This window comes from Kitasatospora sp. NPDC127060 (assembly GCF_042724935.1).
Lineage (GTDB): Bacteria > Actinomycetota > Actinomycetes > Streptomycetales > Streptomycetaceae > Kitasatospora.
The window spans coordinates 1-16,236 of record NZ_JBHXEG010000078.1 but is presented as its reverse complement, the minus strand read 5'-3'; the positions used below and the strand labels follow the sequence as shown (position 1 = coordinate 16,236).

Below are 16,236 nucleotides of genomic sequence, written 5' to 3'. Positions count from 1 at the left end.
GCTTCTCAGGACGGGCGCAGGCCCGCGTGGGCGATCTCCAGGGTCTCCATCGCCGGCTGCGAACTCGACGGGTCGAAGGACGGGCCCTCCCAGCGCACCGGGACGATCCCCTGCACCTGCCAGCCGACGATCCGGCTCAAGTCGGGGCGCAGCGCCACGATCTCGCCGTCCTTCGGCTCGACCTTCCGGACGATCTCGTTCAGCCACCGGGCGATCTTGGCGGTGTCCGCGGTGACCGCGCGGGACAGCGTGATGTTCGACCAGGTGATGCGGCCCGGCAGCTGCCAGGCGAAGCCGTTGTTGCCGCCCTCCGCGTACTGCTCGATCTCGACCTGGGCTCCGAGCCCCGAACAGGTGGTGAACTCGCCCAGGTCGTTGCCGCCGATGGTCAGGCTGAAGAACACGCTGCTCGCGAAGATGTTGTCGGTCATCGGGGCCCCGCCTCCTGCTTGGTGCTCGGTACTCGCTGTTGCTGCTTGCTGCTTGGTGCTTGGCGCCTACTGCTTGGTGCCTGCTGTCCGGCGTCGTGCTCAGCGGCGCAGGTCGTACGGCCTCCCGGCGCGTTCCCGGCCCCGGCGCAGTTCGGTGCGCAGCAGCCGGCCGACCGGCTCGACCAGACGCCGGGCCAGTTCGTCCAGGTCGGCGGGCGCGGCACTCTCGGGGTGCTCGGCGGTCTCGCGGGGCGCCGGGGAGCCCCCCTTGGACGGCGAGGCGGTCGGCGGGGCCGCCTGCACCGTGGTCGGCCTGCGTGCCGGGACGGCGGTCAGCGGGATCCCGGCCAGCCCCGCCTGCTCTGCCACCCGTTGCAGCACCTGGGCGGTGCCGGGCGGGGCCTGGGCGGGCCGCGGCGCGGACGCGCCGGACCGGGGGGTGACCGGCGAGGACGCTGCGGGCGGCTGCGACCAGGACTGCGGCTGGGGTTGCCGGGGCTGCGCCGGTGGCTGGGACGAGGGCGCGGACCCGGCGGGCAGCCGCTGGAGCGACCGGGCCGCCGGGGGTGCGGGCCGAACCACCGGCACGGACCGGGCCTCCGAACCCGGCCCGGGCACCGGCGGGGCGGACAGCGGGGACCCGGCGGACCGAGCAGGCTCGGGCGGCGCGGAGGGGACGACGGGCGCGGCTCGCCCGGGGCCCCCGGGAGGCGGCGCGGCGGGCAGCCGCTGGAGCGACCGGGCCACCGGGGTGGCGGGCCGCACCACGGGCGCGGACGGTGCGGCAGGGCGGGCGCCGTGGCCGGGGTTCCCCGCGAACACCCCGGCGGCCGGAAGACCTCGGGGTTCCGAGCGCCCGGCGCTCGCAGTCACGGCGCTCGCGTTACCGATGCCCGCGTTCCCGACGCTCGTGTTCCCGGCGTTGGCGTTCCCGGCGTTGGCGTTCTGGGCGTTGGCGTTCTGGGCGTTCCTCGCCGCGCGGGCGCGAGCCGTCCGGGCCGGACGGGCACGCGGTGGATCCGCAGGCGCAACCGCGGTCGGGGCGGCCCCGAACGGCACCGGGCTCCCCTCCCCGGACGGCTGCCCGTCCGCCGCACGACCGTCCCCGCGCACCGGCGAACGCCGGGAGCGCGAGCGTTGCACGGCCGCCACGACCCCGCGCAGCACTCCCGTACCGGATGAAACACCTGTGCCGGACGAGACTCCCGTGCCGGACGAACGGCCGGGCGCCGCCACGGTACCCGGCGCGCCGGACGGCGCCGGGCCGCTCTCCCCCGGCGCCCACGACCGGCGCGCCGCTGCCCGCTGCGGGACGGCCGCGCCCCCGCGTCGCCCGCCGGCTCCGGGCGACGAGACCGGCCCGGAGGCCGGTGCGTCGGCCGTGGGGCGCGCGAGCGAATTGGGCCAGACTGCCGGGACCACGGGCGGGGCGGCTGCCGCGCGAGGGGCCGTCGAGGCGGCGGCGCTGCCCGCGAAGGGCGCCGGCGGGGTGCCGAGAGCGACCGTCATCGGGCGCTCACCGATCAACCCACGCCTCGGAGCGGCGCGTCGGACGGCTCGCTGCACGCCCAGGCCGCCGCCCGCCGGACGTACGAGCACCGTCGGCGGAACCACCGGCCCGCTGCTGCTCCCGCTCCCGCTTCCACTCCCGCTCTGACGCGAAGTGCCGACACCGGGCCCGGCCACGGGTGCGAGCGACTGGGACGCGGCAGTGGCCGCCGGGCGCCCAGGCACCGACCTGCCGGGGCCTCGCTCAGCCGTCACACCGGAAGCTGTTCCTGAACCACCGTCAGTTGCGGTGAGGGGCAGAGGGGTTGAATCTGACGCGCGGTCGGCTGCCCGCTGTACGGGTAGCCCTCCACGGGCCTGCTCCGCCGCACTCCCGGTGCTTCGGCCCGCACCGCCCTCCGAGATCGGCCCGGTGATCCGCCGCACCGGTCGGCGCCCGCCGAGCAGCGGAGCGGTACGGCCGGGCGCTGCCGCCGTCGGAGGCAGCGCGTCGAGGGGCGCACCCAGTCCGGTGCGCGTGCGGGCGGGCGCCGGGTCGGGCTGTACCCGTGCGGGAACTGCGGGAAGTGAGGAGGGAGCCGACGAGGACGCCGCGCGCTGAACGGGCGGGCCGCTGACGGGCCCCCGCCCGGAGCGGGACGGCGCCGGAGCGCTCCGCCCAGCGGCCGGCTCGCGCACCCCGCCCTCGGTCTGCCGGGTGTCAGGGGTGACGCCTGCGTCGGCGCGAACGACGGGCATGGCCGGCGCCGCCGAGGCGGGCTCACCGGCCCGGGGCCCGGCCGGAGCCACCGGCGCGGCGCTCGCGGGCAGCGCGCTCAAGGGCGCGCCGAGGACCGGACGGGTGGCGGGTGCCGCAGCGCCCGGCGCGGTCGCACGCTGGACGACCGCGCCGGCGGGCGCACCCGCACCGCCCGGCGCGGACGCCGACCGCACCACGGCCTCGCCGCTCGCGGACGGCCGCACGGCGTCCACCGGGTTCTCCACCGCCCCTGCGGGCTGAGCCGACGCCACGCCGCCCCGCACCGCAACGGCCGGGACGGGGCGCACGGACAGCAGCCGGGGACGCCGGGCCACGGTCAGCGGCGCACCGACGGCACGCGGCCGCACCGGGCGTACGACCGCCGGGCCCGCCGGGTCACTCCGACGTGGCGACTCGGCGCCCGCACCGGGCTTGGACGTACCGGCCTCCGGCGCACCGGAGACTGGCGCACTGGACGACGGCACCGGGCCGGTCCCGGCGCTGCTCGGCACGGCAGCAGCAGTCTTCGCCGCACCGGACGCCGACGCCGGAGGCGTCGCAGCAGAGGACGTCGCCACGCGGGACGTCGGCGCACTGCCGCTCCTCGAGCCGCGGGTCGCAGCGGCACCGGGCTTCGTCGCACTTGACCTCTGCACGACGCCGGTCCCCGCCACGCGCGGCGCCCCGGTGGCAGAAGGCGTCGCCGCACCAGCCGAAGCAGACGCCGAAGCAGACGCCGGACCAGCCGACGAGTCCGCTGACGGACCAGCCGCCGAGCCGGCGCCCGCCGAGCCGCCGCGCCGGTCGGCTCCGGCCGCACGCGCGGCACGCCCCGCACGCGGCCCCGACCGTACGGGCAACCGTCGTACCGGGAGGGCCCGTTGGACCGGCCGCGCCTGCCGCCGCTGCCCTGCTCCCCCCGACTCCCCTCCCGCTTCGAGCTGTTCCGGCTCCGCCGGCACCGCTCCCCCGGCTGCCGCCGGCAGGACGAGTGCCTCCCCGCCCCCGACCGCGACGGACGGAGCACCGGGCGAAACCACCGCCCGCAGGATCCCCACCGGGGCGGTCGGCAGCACGGCATGGCCGAGCGGTCCGCTCAGCGAAGGGTTCTGCCAGGAGGCGAGCCGGGAGCGGAACGCCAGGCCGTCGCTGACCCCGTGTGCCGCCCCGCCGCCCAGGGTGGGGACCAGCGGCGCCACCGCGCGCCAGCCCCCGTCCCCGGCCGCCGGCCGAGGCCGCGCCGCAGCTCCGGCACCTGCCGTCCCGCCCCCGGTCTCCACAGCGCCGGAAACGGCACCGGAAACGGCACCCGGGACGGCACCGGAACCGGTGCCGGACTCGGCCCCGCCGCGTCGCCGCGCGATCCAGTCCCGCAGCCCCACCCGGCTCACCCACCCTCACTGACACGGGAGTTGATCCGCGCGATCTCGCGCACCCACTGCCCGCGTTCGCGGTGGGTCAGGTCGAGGAGGTCCTCGCGCGGCCAGTGGAAGTGGTAGGCGATGTACGCGATCTCCTCGTACAACCGAGCAGGCGCGTACGTCACGATTCCCCCAGGCGCCCACCGGCGAGGTCGACCTCGAAGGCGCCGTCGCAGTGCGGGCAGGTCACCGCGGCGCGCGTGTGGCCTTCGCTGTTGATCCGCTGGTAGAGGTCCTGGAGGAAGGCGACGTCGGTGGCGTACATCCGCTCGACGATGCCGGCGTGCACGTCGGTGAGGTCGCCCAGCCTGGTGATCACGTGGCTGAGCAGCACCACGCTGAGGTAGGCCGGGTTCTCCTTGACCCGCAGGTCGATCTGCGGCATCAGTTCATCACGGGCGGTGGCCAGCCGCATGGCGCCGTGGCGGTGCACGGTGCCCTCGTCGTCGACGTAGCCGAGCGGCAGCTCGAACTCGAACTCGCTGTGCGGCGACTGCCGTCGGGGCGGCCCGGCCGGCCCCGGCTGTCCCGGGGCCTGCTGCTGCGGCGCGGTGCCCTGCGGGGCCGGGGCCGGGGCCCCTTCCAGCAGTTCGTCAAGGCCGATCTTCCGCCTCACTCGACGCTGATCTCCTCGAACACGATGGTCACGGTCTCGGTCGCGGCACTGGATTCGCCGGCGCTGAGCGTGGGGCCCTCCCAGCGGCTGGCCCAGGCGTTGGTGAGCTGGATGCGGCGCAGGGTGGCACCGGTGGTGTCCTTGACCTCGATGGTGAGGTTCTGCCGCGCGGTGTTGATCGCCCCGTTGTTGAGGGTCTCCTTGATCCAGTCCGTGAAGGCGCCGCTCTTGTCCAGGCCGCGGGTGATGGTCACCTCGCCGGGGAGCCGGGCGCCGGGCTGCTTGCGGACGATCAGTTTGCCCTCTTGGGTCACCTGCTTGTACTCGACGACGTCCTGCTCGACCGTCAGGTTGCTGATCTCCTTGACGGACTCGACGTTGTAGCCGCCGAGTTGGACGCCGAATATGTGTGTGGAGAGCGGATCGCCTTCAGCCATGGCGTGCTGTCACCTTCCGTGCGATGGGGGCCGACCGTACGACGATCACTCGTTGACGAGGCTCGTGCTGTCGGAGAACTGGGCCAGTCGGAACACCACGAACTCGGCCGGCTTCACCGGCGAGACCCCGATCTCGCAGATCACCTGGCCGAGGTCGATGGACTCCGGCGGGTTGTTGTCGCGGTCGCACTTGACGTAGAAGGCCTCGGCCGCGGTCTGGCCGAACAGCGCCCCGCGCCGCCACTCCTCGGTGAGGAAGGCGGTGATGTTCCGGCGGATGCTGGACCACAGCCGGTCGTCGTTGGGCTCGAAGACGACCCACTGGGTCCCCAGGAGGATGGACTCCTCCAGGTAGTTGAAGAGCCGGCGCACGTTGAGGTAGCGCCAGGCCGGGTCGGAGGAGAGGGTGCGGGCGCCCCAGATCCGGATGCCGCGGCCGGGGAACGCCCGGACGCAGTTGACGCCGATCGGGTTCAGCAGGTCCTGCTCGCCCTTGCTGAGCCGCAGTTCCAGGTCCACGGCGCCGCGGATGACCTCGTTGGCCGGCGCCTTGTGGACGCCGCGCTCGGCGTCGCTGCGCGCCCACACTCCGGCGGCGTGCCCGCTCGGCGGGACCAGCACGTTGCGGCCGGTGGCCGGGTCGAAGACCTTGACCCACGGGTAGTACAGGGCGGCGTAGCGGGAGTCGTAGCCCGCCTCGTCCTGTCGCCAGGTGCGCATCCGCTGGGCGTTGAGGCCGGGCGGCGGGTCCAGGACGGCGATCCGGTCGCCCATCTGCTCGCAGTGCGAGATCACCGCGAGCTGGACGGTCCGCAGGCCCTCGTCGTCGAGGTCGCCGCGCTGGTAGGCGCTCATCAGGTCGGGTACGGCGACCATGGTGATCTCGTCGATCGCCTCCAGGCCCGCGAAGCCGGTGCGGGCGGCGGCGTCGCCGACGTACTCGGCGGGGTCGAGCCGGGCCGCGGGGGCCGGCACCGGGCCGGTCGCCGGCGCGGCTGCGGCGGCGAGGGCGTGGGTGCGGCGCTCGGGGCGGCTGGGCGCGGTGCCGGGCTGTTCGGTGACCGCGACGAGCTTGGACTCGCGCAGCTGGGTGACGACGTAGCCCTTGGTGTTCTTCCGGGTGGAGACGTCGTAGCTCTCCACGACCTCGGCACCGCGGCGGACCAGCAGCCGGAAGCGGTCGTCGGGGACGTTCTCGCCCTCGGCGTCGGCGATCTCGACGGACACGTCGCCGCCCGCGCCGGGCAGGGCGGAGATCAGGAAGCCCGAGACCTCGGCCGGCGGGGCCGCGGTGACGGCGGCGGGAGTGGGCGCGCCGCCGGGGGCCTGCCGGGCCGGGTCGCCGATCCGCACGACGTAGGCGGAGCCGCCGCCGTTGGCGAAGAAGCCGTAGACCGCGTGCGCGAGGTAGGTGCCCTCGATGAAACCGCCGAACCGCTGGACGTACTGGTCCCAGTTGGTGACCAGCGTGGGCTCGTGGAAGGGTCCGGATCCGGCGAAGCCGACGAAGGCGGCCACGGCCGTGCCGACGCCCTCGATCGGCCGGGCACCGGACTGGACCTCCTCCACGTACACGCCCGGGGTCAGGTACGACGGCATTCGCGCTCCTTCGGATGACCGGTCATTCGCCTGGTTCTCCCCCGAGTCTGCGGCCGGGTCACCGCCCGGGGACATGTCCCCAGGTCCCGCGCCGGGGGCAGCACCGGCTGCCCCCGGCGGCTACTCCCAGGCGCCCCGAACGGCCCGTCCGTCCCCGCGTCCCCGCCGACGGCCGCCCGGTCAGCCGTGCCCGATGTCCCCGAGGACACCCAGCCACGGCCCGAACTCGCTCTCCAGCACCAGCCGCCCCAGCTTGCGGTACTCGCCGACCACGGCCGCGACCAACTGGGCCATGCCCAGCGGGGTTCCCGTCCCGGCGGCCAGGTAGGCCGCGGAGACGGCGCAGGCCCGGATGGAGCCGCCGGTCAGCTCGAAGTGCCGGGCGCAGAAGTCCAGGTCGAGGTCGTCGCCGCGGGGCAGCCGCGGGCCGAGCGAGCGGTCCCACAGCAGGCGGCGCTGCGCCTGGTCGGGCAGCGGGAAGTCGGCGATGACGTCCAGCCGCCGGGTGAACGCCTCGTCCAGGTTGGCGCGCAGGTTGGTGGTGAGCAGCGCGATGCCCGCGAAGGACTCCATCCGCTGGAGCAGGTAGGCGGTCTCCACGTTGGCGTGGCGGTCGTGGGCGTCCTTGACCTGCGAGCGCTTCCCGAACAGCGCGTCCGCCTCGTCGAACAGCAGGACGCCGTTGACCTGCGCGGCCTCGGTGAAGATCCGCTCCAGGTTCTTCTCGGTCTCGCCGATGTACTTGTCGACCACGGTGGAGAGGTCCACCACGTACAGCTCCATGCCGAGTTCGGCGGCGACCACCTCGGCCGACATGGTCTTGCCGGTGCCCGACTCGCCGGCGAACAGGGCGATCACCCCGTTGCCCCGGCCGCCGCCCGGGCGCATCCGCCACTGCCCGAGCACCTGGTCGCGGTGCCGGGCGCGCAGCACGAGTTCGCGCAGCCGGGCCGCGGTGGGGGCGGGCAGCACCAGGTCGTCCCAGCCGACCGCGGGCTCGATCCGCCGGGCGAGGCGGGCCAGGCCGGCCGCGTTCTGCGCCCGGACGGCGGACCGGAGGTCCTCGGCGCGGACGGGGCGGCGCTCGGCGGTGGCCGTCCTGGCGGCCACCGCGGCGGCCCGCTCCAGCTTCTCCCGGTCGACCCGGTAGGCGGCCACCGTCTCGGCCAGGCCGTCCGTCAGCTCCTCGGCGAGCGGCGCCCCGGTGGTGGCCAGCGCGCGGGCCCACTGCCCGGCGCGGCCGGCGTCGTCCGGCGGCGGGGCGGTGACGACCACGGGGCTGTCCCGGGTCCAGGCCGGGTCCCACACCTGGGGGCCGTACACGATCAGCGGGACGGCGGCGAGTGCCGCGACCAGCTCGCGCAGCAGCGCCGCCCGTTCGGGGCGTTCGGGTTCCAGCCGGTCCAGCGGGCCGAGCACCACCCCGGCCCCGCCGAGCCGGGCCTCGCGGGCGAGCACCCGGACCAGGCCCGGCGACGGCCGGGCGGCCAGCGCGGCGGCGTCCACGACCAGCGGCGGCCGGCCGTCGGCGGCGAGGGCGGCGACGGCCAGCGGGCCGGCGTGCCCGTCACGGTCGAGCAGGTGGACGGGGCCGGCGCCGGTCGCGGCCGCGCGCAGCCGCCCGACGGTCTCCCCGTCGGCCTCCGTCCCGGGGAGGGCCCGGTGGGCCAGGCCGACCAGGGCGTCGTCCGGTTCGTCGTCGCCGAGCAGGTGGGCGGTCACCCGGTCCGGCACCCGCAGGGTGCGGGAGAGCAGCGGGCGCTCGGGCTCGGCGATCTCCAGCAGGCCGCCGGCGATCAGCGGGGCCCGCCCGGAGAACCGCAGCCGGCCGACGCCGGCACCCGGGAGTCCGCACAGTTCGAGGGCCAGACCGACGGTCGCCCGGCGCCGGGTCAGGTCGTCGTTGAGGTAGCCGTAGAGCTGTTCGAAGCGGGTGTCGAGCTCGGGGGCGAGGGCGACCATCAGGAGGTCGAGGTCGACGGGGAGCAGCCCGAAGGCAGCACCGAGCCGGGCGAGCCGCGAGCCGGGCGGCGGGGCGGGCTCGTCCCGGACGTCCGCACCGCTGCGGCCGGTGGCGGCGGCGGAGGCCAGGATGCGTTCCACCGCCTCCGGGCCGAGGTACTGGCCTCGGTACGGGTCGTCCGGGTCCGGGTCGTCGGCGCGGCGCTCGCGCACGGCGGTACGGACCCGCTGCTCGACCCGGTGCAGCCGCTCCCACAGGTGGTCGGGTTCGCGGCCGGGGTCGGGTTCGCGGGCCGGGTCGAGGCCGGGCGGCGCCCCGTCGAGCACCGTCCCGAGGTCCACGCTCACCGCTTCCCGCCCCTGGTCCGGCGGCCGGGTGGCAGCGTGCGGTCGCGGGGCGCGGCGAAGCCGTCCGCGCCGGGGTCGGTGGCGCCGTGGTAGCGCAGTCGGCGGCCGGGGCCGTCAGGAGGCGGCGCGTCGTCCCCGGTGCGGCCGTCCCCGGCGCCGTCCCCTCTGGTGTCCCCGCTGGCGTCCCTGGCGTGCACGACCAGGCCTTCGGTGACGGGCGGTCCGGCGGGGTCGAGCGCGCCGACGAGCGGGGCGAGCAGCCTGAGGTCGATCGAGGGCCGCAGTTCGCCGCCGAGCGCGGACCAGACGTCGGACACCGACGGCAGGCCGGTGTCGCGCCCGGCGATGTCCATCTCGACGGTCAGGCCGAGCCGGGCGAGCGTGCCGGTGAGCAGCCGGGCGGGCAGCGCGTCGACGGCGGTCAGGCACTGCAGCACCTCGGCGAGCAGCCGGTGTTCGTCCTGCGGGCGGTTGGTCCAGACGGTGACCAGGTAGGCCAGCTCGAACCAGCGCGGCGCGGGCCGGCGGCCGATCACCACGCCCTCGGCGTCGTACTCGGCGACGGCGCCGGCCTGCCGGCGGCCGGTCTCCTCGCGGATGCCGTAGAGGAAGACGCTGACCGTCGGCGCGGTGCGCCGCGCCGCGAGGTCCCGGGTCGGCCCGTCGAACACCACCTCGACCCCGCGCTCCGGCAGCCCCGCCTCGGCGAGCAGCAGCCGCAGCGCCTCATCGACCTCGTGGATCATCGGCGCTCCACCTCCGCCGGCGGGCCGATGGTGCCCTTGACCACCAGGAACGGGGTGGTCACCGGGGAGAACCCGGGGCCGTCGGCCTTGATGGTGCGCGGGCCGGTCTCGTCCTTGGGGAGGATCAGCAGCTGGCCCGCGAAGGTCCCGTCGGCCTTGGGGTAGGTCGGGGCCGCGTCGGCGGTGATGCCGGGCTGCCAGGTGAACCGGACGGGTGCGCCGGGCGGGAAGTCCACGCCGCGCACGGAGGTCACGAAGCCGGGCTTGCCGATCGGCGGCACGGCGACGATGCGGGGCTGGAGGATCCGCAGCGGGGTGCTCGCCCGGTGCGGTCCGGGGGTGGCGTCGGTGCCGGTGGTGGTCAGTTCGGCGGTGATGGTGGTGTCCAGTGCGGCCACCGGCGACAGCACCACCCGGATCACCTGGCTGCGGCCGGGGGTGAGGTCGGCCAGCTCGCAGCTGCCGGCCCGGCAGCCGGGGGGCAGCGGCTCGGTGGGCACCCCGGCGGGCAGGCCGAGGGTGAGCCGCAGGCCGGTGGCGAGGGCCTGTCCGGTGTTGCGCACGGTGTAGCTGACGGTCACGTGGCCGCCGACGTAGCCGGGGGCGGGCTGGGCGCCGACGGTGACCGTGGGGCCGGCCTGCGGCGGTGCGGGTGCCGGCGGCGGGGGCGGCGCGGGGGTGGTCGGATCGGGGGTCGGGGTCGGGCTCGGTGTCGGGGTCGGCGAAGCGGTGGGCGTCGGGGTCGGAGTGGGCGTCGGCGCGGGCTTGTCCAGCACCGGCAGGACCGTCTCGGCGGAGTCGTTCTCCGGGTTCGGGTCGACCACCGCTCCGGTGACGGTCCAGCCGAAGGGCTGGTCACCGGTCCGGGTGCCGATCAGGGTGGCGGTCACCTTCACCTCGGCTCCCGGTGCCAGGGTGCCGAGTTCGCAGCGCAGCGCGTCGGCGTCGCAGGTCCCGACGGGCGTGGTCAGTTTGCCGAGCCGGGCGCCGGCCGGCACCGAGGCGGTGAGGACGGTGCCGGGCGAGGGCGCGGGGCCGTGGTTGGTGACGGTGACGGTGACGTCGGTGCCGCCGTCGACCCGGACGGCCGGGGTGCGGGGCGGCGCGCTCAGCGCCAGGTGGACGGACCGCTGGACGGCCGGTTCCTTCTGCCGTCCGGGCAGTCGCCAGTCCAGCGGGGTGAGCTTGCCGGTCGCGAAGTCGTAGGTGCCCAGCCCCTCCGGGGAGTTGGGCGGCAGGGCGCGGCGCGAGGTGAGGACCAGCCGGGCGCCGTCCGGTGTCCAGGCGACGTCCCGGGGCTGGTACGGGCCGGTTTCGGAGGTGTCGGGCAGCGGCCGGGTGCAGGCGCCCTTGTCATCGGTGTGCCCGGCGGGCAGCAGCACCGTGCAGCCGGTGCCGGCGGGCGTGGTGACCAGCAGGGCGTCCCGGTGGTTGTTCCCGCCGTCGCCGGCCTTGCGGTTGAAGGCGATCCGCCGGCCGTCGGGCGAGAACACCGGGCTGTCGTCGATGACGTTGCAGTTGCCCGGGCAGGCCGTCCGGCTGAGGTCGGTCTGCCGGGTGAGGTCGTCGGCGGCGACCGTCCAGACGTGCAGGTTGCCGGTGTTGCCGTTGACCGCGGCGGTGCGGGAGAAGGCGATCAGCTTGCCGTCGGGGGACCAGAAGGGTTCGCCGTCGGCGGCGCCCGGCTGGTCGGCGGGCGGCTGGACAGTGCCGACGATCGCGCCGGTGGCCACCTCGGCGATCATGATCCGGCCGGGGCGGGCCGGGGTCCGGTCGCTGCCCGGGGTGCTGCGGCTGAACACCATGAGCCTGCCGTCCGGGGAGAGCGAGGGGTCGGTGTCCCGGTCGGTCGGGCCGCGGCCGGCGAGGTTCATCGGCTGCGGGCCGGAGCCGTCGGCGTCGGCCTGCCAGATCCGCTGGATCCGTCCGGCCGGGGAGTCCTCGTAGCGGGTGGCCACGATCCGCCGGCCGTCGGGCGTGTAGGTCTGGCGTTCGTACCAGGGGTCGTAGCCGGGGCGGGGGTGGAAGAGCGGGTCGGCGGCCGGGTCGGGGTTGGTGTTGGTGTCGGCGGCCGGGTCCTCGGTGAGCACGCTGATGCCGAGGTCGCGCGGGTCGGTCCCGTCCTGGCGGACGTCCTGGACGTCGGCGATGTTGGCGGCGGCGGCGCTGGTCTGCTCGACCACCGGGCCGCCCTGGGCCTGGGTGCCGAGCCAGGTCGGCGTGGCGATCAACCGGTTGGTGCGGTAGAGCAGTTGGGGGTCGGTGCAGTCGCAGGTCGGCGCCCGGTAGAGGTTCACCACGGGCGGCTGGTTCGGGTCGGGCTGGGGCGCCGGGGAGGAGCCGAGCTGGTCGGCGCTCAGGAAGAGGACGCCGCTGCCGTCGGCCATCCAGGAGGCGGAGCCGGACCGCCAGGTGGAGCCGGTGCCGGGGAAGAACGCCTTGTCGCCGCCGGTCGGCGAGGTGAGCATCAGGGTCCGGCCCTTGTCGCCCTGGTCCCAGGTGTAGACGATCTGGTTGCGGTGCGCGTCGTCGTTGACCGGGTTCCAGGTCGGGTCGACGGCGTCGCCGCTGGTCACGTTGGTGACCTTCACGGGTGCGCCGCCGGCGAACGGCCGCAGGTAGATCTGGATGTGCCCGGGCTCGCCGGTGCAGGCGTACGCGACCCAGCGGCCGTCGGGCGAGACGGTCGGGTGGGTCTCGTCGGCGGCGCCTTCGGTGATCCGGCGAAGCCCGGTGCCGTCCCGGTTGACCGCCCACAGCACGTGCTGGGTGCCGCCGGCCGCGGTGGGCTCCAGGGCCTCGAAGACGACGCCCTTGCCGTCCGGGGCGAGCGCGGGGTGGGCGGTGTCCATGCCGTTGGTGAGCCGGCGCACCGCGCCGGTCGCGTCGCGCAGGTAGACCTGGGGCAGCGGGCCGTCCCGCAGGCTGGTGAAGACCAGGTCGTCGCCGCGGGCCGACGGGTCCCGGTCGAAGTGGATCGGGCCGGGTCCGAACAGCGGGGTGCTGGACGCCGCTCCGGTCACCCGGCCGAGGCCGCGGTGGTTGGTGCCGGCGTAGAGCACCCGCCCGGCGGCCGGGTCCTCGGCGGTGGCGGCCGGGGCGGTTCGGCCGGCCGGCCCGGCGGGCGCGGAGCCCAGGGTCAGCATGGCGACGGCCAGCGCGAGCAGCACCGCGACGGCGGCCCGGGCCGGCCGCCGAACGGAGCGGGGATTGGCGGGGGCGCCGGTCACGCTCGACCTCACAGGGTGGCAGGGGCGGTCTCCCCCGCAGTCTCACCGGCCCGGGCGCCCGGGTACAGGGCCCGGGTGCCCGAGCCGGGGGTAACGAGCGGTGTCCGCAAAGGGCAGGCCGCCACGGTCGCGGGCGTTGGGGACGGCCGTCCGCGCCGTGGCTCGCCGTCCGTTCCGGGACGGCGGTGCCTCCTGCCCCTCCGGCCGGATCCTCGGGGACGCTCCGCCCCCTCCGGCCGGCCTCCTCAGATCAGCCCGCGCCGCATCGCGTACCCCACGGCGTGCGCCCGGTTGCGCAACCCGAGCCTCGTGATGATCTCGTGCAGCACGTTCTTGACGGTGCGTTCCGAGTAGGAGGTCTTGGCCGCGATCTCACTGGTGTCGAAGCCCTCGGCGACCAGCCGGAGCATCTCCGCCTCCCGGGCCGTCAGGGTCGACAGCGTCAGGCCCTTGCCGTCCAGCATGGTGCGCTGGAGCGTCCCGATCCGGTCGAGCAGCTCACCGAGCAGGTCGCCGGGCATCACGCCCTCGCCGTTGGCCAGCGCGGTGACGAGGTGCACCAGCCGGTCCTGGTCCGCCTCCGAGCGGCGCAGCACGGCGGCGACCCCGTGCTCGACGATCGCCTGCAGCCCGCCGGCCTCGAACTGGCCGACCACCAGGCCGATCCGGCCGGAGGTGGCGAGCCGCAGCCGGCGCAGGTGGTCGACGACCGCCTCGGTCAGGGCGTCCACCACCAGCAGGGAGACCTCGGCCCGGCCCGCGTCGGCCTCACTGAGCAGTTCCACCTCGGGCCGCTGGCGCAGCTGTTGGACCACTCCGGTCTGCAGGATGAGGTCCTCGGCGTACACCGCCACGGGTATCTGGGCGGGCCGGCCGCGCCCTTGGACCGGTATGCGTGCCCCGGCCGGCCGGACGCTGCCGGACGGCTGGGCCGTCGGCGTGCGCCGGATGGTGACGGCTTCCCCGCGGGATGCCTCGGTCGACGTCATCGAACTCTCCAATTTCCAGTGGACCTGCGGCGGTGGTGGCCGGGCGCCGCGGAGCGGAGCCGGCCGGGTGCCCGGTCGAGGGTCTGGTTGCTGCGGGGGCCCGGGTCGCGCGGTGTGCCGCGACGACGCCGGGCAGGGTCGGTCGGTCCGCTCGGGCAAGGGGTGTGCCCACGGCTTGCCCGTACGGCCCTCTCCGCGGACGGTCCTCCGGACCTACCGTCGCACCATGACCACATCCGCCGAACTCGGCCTGCCCGCGCTGACGGTGGCGCCCGGTGGCGTGGCCACCACGACCCTGACGGTGCGCAACGACCTCGACATCGTCGAGGCGTACACGCTGGAGGTGGTCGGCGACTGCGCCGCGTGGACGACGGTCGAACCGGCCCGGGTCTCGCTCTTCCCCGGGACGTCCGAGACTGTGACGGTACGCCTCGCCCCACCGCGCTCGCCCGCCGCCCGGGCCGGCGAGTTCCCGCTCGGCATCCGGGTCCTGCCGACCGAGCGCCCCGAGCTGGTGACGGTCCCGGAGACCACGGTCACCGTGACGCCGTTCCAGGAGCTGCAGGCCGCGCTCGCACCCCGCCGCCGTCGTGGCTGGCTGCGCGGCCGCTACCGCGCCTCGGTGCGCAACCAGGGCAACGCCCCCACCACGGTGGTGCTCACCCCCGGACAGGCCGGTGAGGACCTGCGGTTCCGGGCCACTCCGGAGAAGCTGCGGCTTCAGCCCGGGGAGTCCGGTGAGCTGCGGCTCCAGGCGCGGGCCCGCAAGCTGATCTGGTTCGGCAAGCAGGCCTCCTGGCCGTTCGAGGTCACGGTGGGCCCCGAGCAGACCACTGCGGCCAAGGACCCCGACCCCACGGGCAAGGACGGGAAGAACGGCAACGACGGAAAGCGCGGAAAGGACGGAAGGGGCGGCACCGAGGGCAAGGGCACCGGCGGCGGGGACGCCGCAGGTGTGTCGGCCGTCACTCCTGAGGTCGTCCAACGCCCGCTGCTGGAGGGCGAGTTCCTCCAGCTGCCGATCTTCCCCAAGTGGCTGCTCGCCCTGCTGGCGGCACTGATCGCACTGCTGCTGGCCTGGTTCGCCCTGGTCCGCCCGGCGGTGCGCAGCTCCGCCAAGCAGGCCGCCGAGCAGGCCGTCGCCCAGCAGAGCGCCACCCCGGCCCCGAACCCGGCCGCCCCCGGCGGCGCGACCCCGGCCCCCGCGGGCGGGACCCCCGGCGGCCAGACCAAGCCCGGTGCCGGTCAGCCCAGCCCCGGCGGCAACGCCCCCGGTCCAGGAGGTCTGGCCCAGCCGGGCACCGGCCAGCAGAGCTCCGCCACGATCGACGTGCAGACGCCGAACGGCGGCGCCGCGACCGGCAGTTACCAGGTGCCGCACGGCAAGGTGTTCGACATGACCGACCTCGTGATCGCCAACTTCCAGGGCGACCAGGGTGTGGTGACCATCATGGCCGGCAAGCAGACGCTCATGACGATCGCACTGGAGACCTTCCGCAACCAGGACTACCACTGGGTGACTCCCATCCAGGTCCCCGCGGACCAGGCTGTGACGGCCAACGTGACCTGCGAGTCCCCGGGCACTCCGGCCTCGGGCAAGCAGGCGGCCACGTGCCACGAACTCCTCAACATCAGCGGAACGCTGAGCGACATCCGGCAGGGGCACTGACCCGGTTGCCCGGGCGGGCTTCCCCGCCCGGGCAACCGGACCGGAAAGGTGCACCCGACCCCCCAACGGTGTCAATGGGCCCCTTCCGCCGAAATCGCCCCGTTCGTCTCCGCGATCTTGCTCTTCCGCAATCTCCCCTTACGCCCCGTGACCATGTCAAACCCGTGATGGTCACCACCCTCGGTTCGCACACTGACCGACAACCCGTTCGAACCCCACCAATACGGGCCACGTGCCCTTCCGGGGAACCCGGACCGACACTCCGGGGGCAACCGGTCCGTCCCCTACGGACCGTCGGTTCTGCCCCCTGCGCGAGGCTGACGCCTCCTCAGTACAACATTGATTCCGCACCGCCCCGGCGTCCCTGGCGCCCCCGAAGCCGTATACGCACCGAATCGTCACAAGGGAGCAGGGCCCCTCACCGAGCCTTCCCACGAACCGGGCCGGCGGTCCGACCGGGTCGGCGCCCCCGCGACGGAGGACCGGCCACGGGCCTGGAACGACGAACGACGTGAGCACCGCCCTCGGGCGGTGCTCACG

General features: G+C 75.5%; 12 protein-coding genes. 2 read left to right on the top strand and 10 right to left on the bottom strand.

What is annotated here, in order from left to right; translation table 11 throughout:
* Positions 1–5: 5 nt before the first annotated feature.
* Both ACFWIS_RS32140 and ACFWIS_RS32135 read right to left on the bottom strand, forming a co-directional pair.
* Positions 6–431: a phage tail protein gene (locus ACFWIS_RS32140; RefSeq protein WP_380459952.1), complete on the bottom strand. Its 426-nt coding sequence runs from the start codon at positions 429–431 to the stop codon at positions 6–8.
* A 99-nt stretch (positions 432–530) separates the two neighbouring features.
* Positions 531–800 carry a hypothetical protein gene (locus ACFWIS_RS32135; RefSeq protein WP_380459954.1) on the bottom strand — a complete coding sequence of 90 codons (270 nt, stop codon included), beginning with the start codon at positions 798–800 and terminating at the stop codon, positions 531–533.
* Positions 801–2,646: 1,846 nt separating this feature from the next.
* Here ACFWIS_RS32135 and ACFWIS_RS32130 point away from each other — a divergent pair.
* Positions 2,647–2,940 carry a hypothetical protein gene (locus tag ACFWIS_RS32130; RefSeq protein WP_380459955.1) on the top strand — a complete coding sequence of 98 codons (294 nt, stop codon included), beginning with the start codon at positions 2,647–2,649 and terminating at the stop codon, positions 2,938–2,940.
* A gap of 1,126 nt (positions 2,941–4,066) precedes the next feature.
* On the opposite strand, the gene ACFWIS_RS32125 is transcribed toward ACFWIS_RS32130, so the two are convergent.
* The 8 genes from ACFWIS_RS32125 to ACFWIS_RS32090 form a co-directional block, all read right to left on the bottom strand.
* A complete protein-coding gene (locus ACFWIS_RS32125) occupies positions 4,067–4,225 on the bottom strand; it encodes a DUF6760 family protein (protein ID WP_188307682.1) in 159 nt (52 codons plus the stop codon).
* Positions 4,222–4,716 carry a hypothetical protein gene (locus ACFWIS_RS32120; RefSeq protein ID WP_380459957.1) on the bottom strand — a complete coding sequence of 165 codons (495 nt, stop codon included), beginning with the start codon at positions 4,714–4,716 and terminating at the stop codon, positions 4,222–4,224. Before ACFWIS_RS32120 ends, ACFWIS_RS32125 begins: the two co-directional genes overlap by 4 nt.
* Complete coding sequence (locus ACFWIS_RS32115; protein ID WP_030290301.1) at positions 4,713–5,153, bottom strand: phage tail protein; 441 nt, start codon at positions 5,151–5,153, stop codon at positions 4,713–4,715. Before ACFWIS_RS32115 ends, ACFWIS_RS32120 begins: the two co-directional genes overlap by 4 nt.
* A gap of 45 nt (positions 5,154–5,198) precedes the next feature.
* A complete protein-coding gene (locus ACFWIS_RS32110) occupies positions 5,199–6,752 on the bottom strand; it encodes a phage tail sheath family protein (RefSeq protein WP_380459959.1) in 1,554 nt (517 codons plus the stop codon).
* Between the two features lie 180 nt (positions 6,753–6,932).
* Positions 6,933–8,972 carry an AAA family ATPase gene (locus ACFWIS_RS32105; RefSeq protein ID WP_380459970.1) on the bottom strand — a complete coding sequence of 680 codons (2,040 nt, stop codon included), beginning with the start codon at positions 8,970–8,972 and terminating at the stop codon, positions 6,933–6,935.
* An 86-nt stretch (positions 8,973–9,058) separates the two neighbouring features.
* Positions 9,059–9,808: a DUF4255 domain-containing protein gene (locus ACFWIS_RS32100; protein ID WP_380459961.1), complete on the bottom strand. Its 750-nt coding sequence runs from the start codon at positions 9,806–9,808 to the stop codon at positions 9,059–9,061.
* Complete coding sequence (locus tag ACFWIS_RS32095; protein ID WP_380459962.1) at positions 9,805–13,038, bottom strand: hypothetical protein; 3,234 nt, start codon at positions 13,036–13,038, stop codon at positions 9,805–9,807. Before ACFWIS_RS32095 ends, ACFWIS_RS32100 begins: the two co-directional genes overlap by 4 nt.
* A gap of 245 nt (positions 13,039–13,283) precedes the next feature.
* Positions 13,284–14,027, bottom strand: coding sequence for a LuxR C-terminal-related transcriptional regulator (locus ACFWIS_RS32090; RefSeq protein ID WP_380459964.1), 744 nt, complete (start codon positions 14,025–14,027; stop codon positions 13,284–13,286).
* A gap of 226 nt (positions 14,028–14,253) precedes the next feature.
* Between ACFWIS_RS32090 and ACFWIS_RS32085 the strand changes: the two genes are divergently transcribed.
* A complete protein-coding gene (locus ACFWIS_RS32085; RefSeq protein ID WP_380459966.1) occupies positions 14,254–15,696 on the top strand; it encodes a hydrolytic protein in 1,443 nt (480 codons plus the stop codon).
* Positions 15,697–16,236 lie beyond the last annotated feature (540 nt).

Excerpts from the sequence above, each read along its gene's own strand:
- ACFWIS_RS32090 (WP_380459964.1), bottom strand. The coding sequence starts at position 14,027 with ATGACGTCGACCGAGGCATCCCGCGGGGAAGCCGTCACCATCCGGCGC.
- ACFWIS_RS32100 (WP_380459961.1), bottom strand. The coding sequence starts at position 9,808 with ATGATCCACGAGGTCGATGAGGCGCTGCGGCTGCTGCTCGCCGAGGCG.
- ACFWIS_RS32085 (WP_380459966.1), top strand. The coding sequence starts at position 14,254 with ATGACCACATCCGCCGAACTCGGCCTGCCCGCGCTGACGGTGGCGCCC.
- ACFWIS_RS32110 (WP_380459959.1), bottom strand. The coding sequence starts at position 6,752 with ATGCCGTCGTACCTGACCCCGGGCGTGTACGTGGAGGAGGTCCAGTCC.
- ACFWIS_RS32140 (WP_380459952.1), bottom strand. The coding sequence starts at position 431 with ATGACCGACAACATCTTCGCGAGCAGCGTGTTCTTCAGCCTGACCATC.
- ACFWIS_RS32115 (WP_030290301.1), bottom strand. The coding sequence starts at position 5,153 with ATGGCTGAAGGCGATCCGCTCTCCACACACATATTCGGCGTCCAACTC.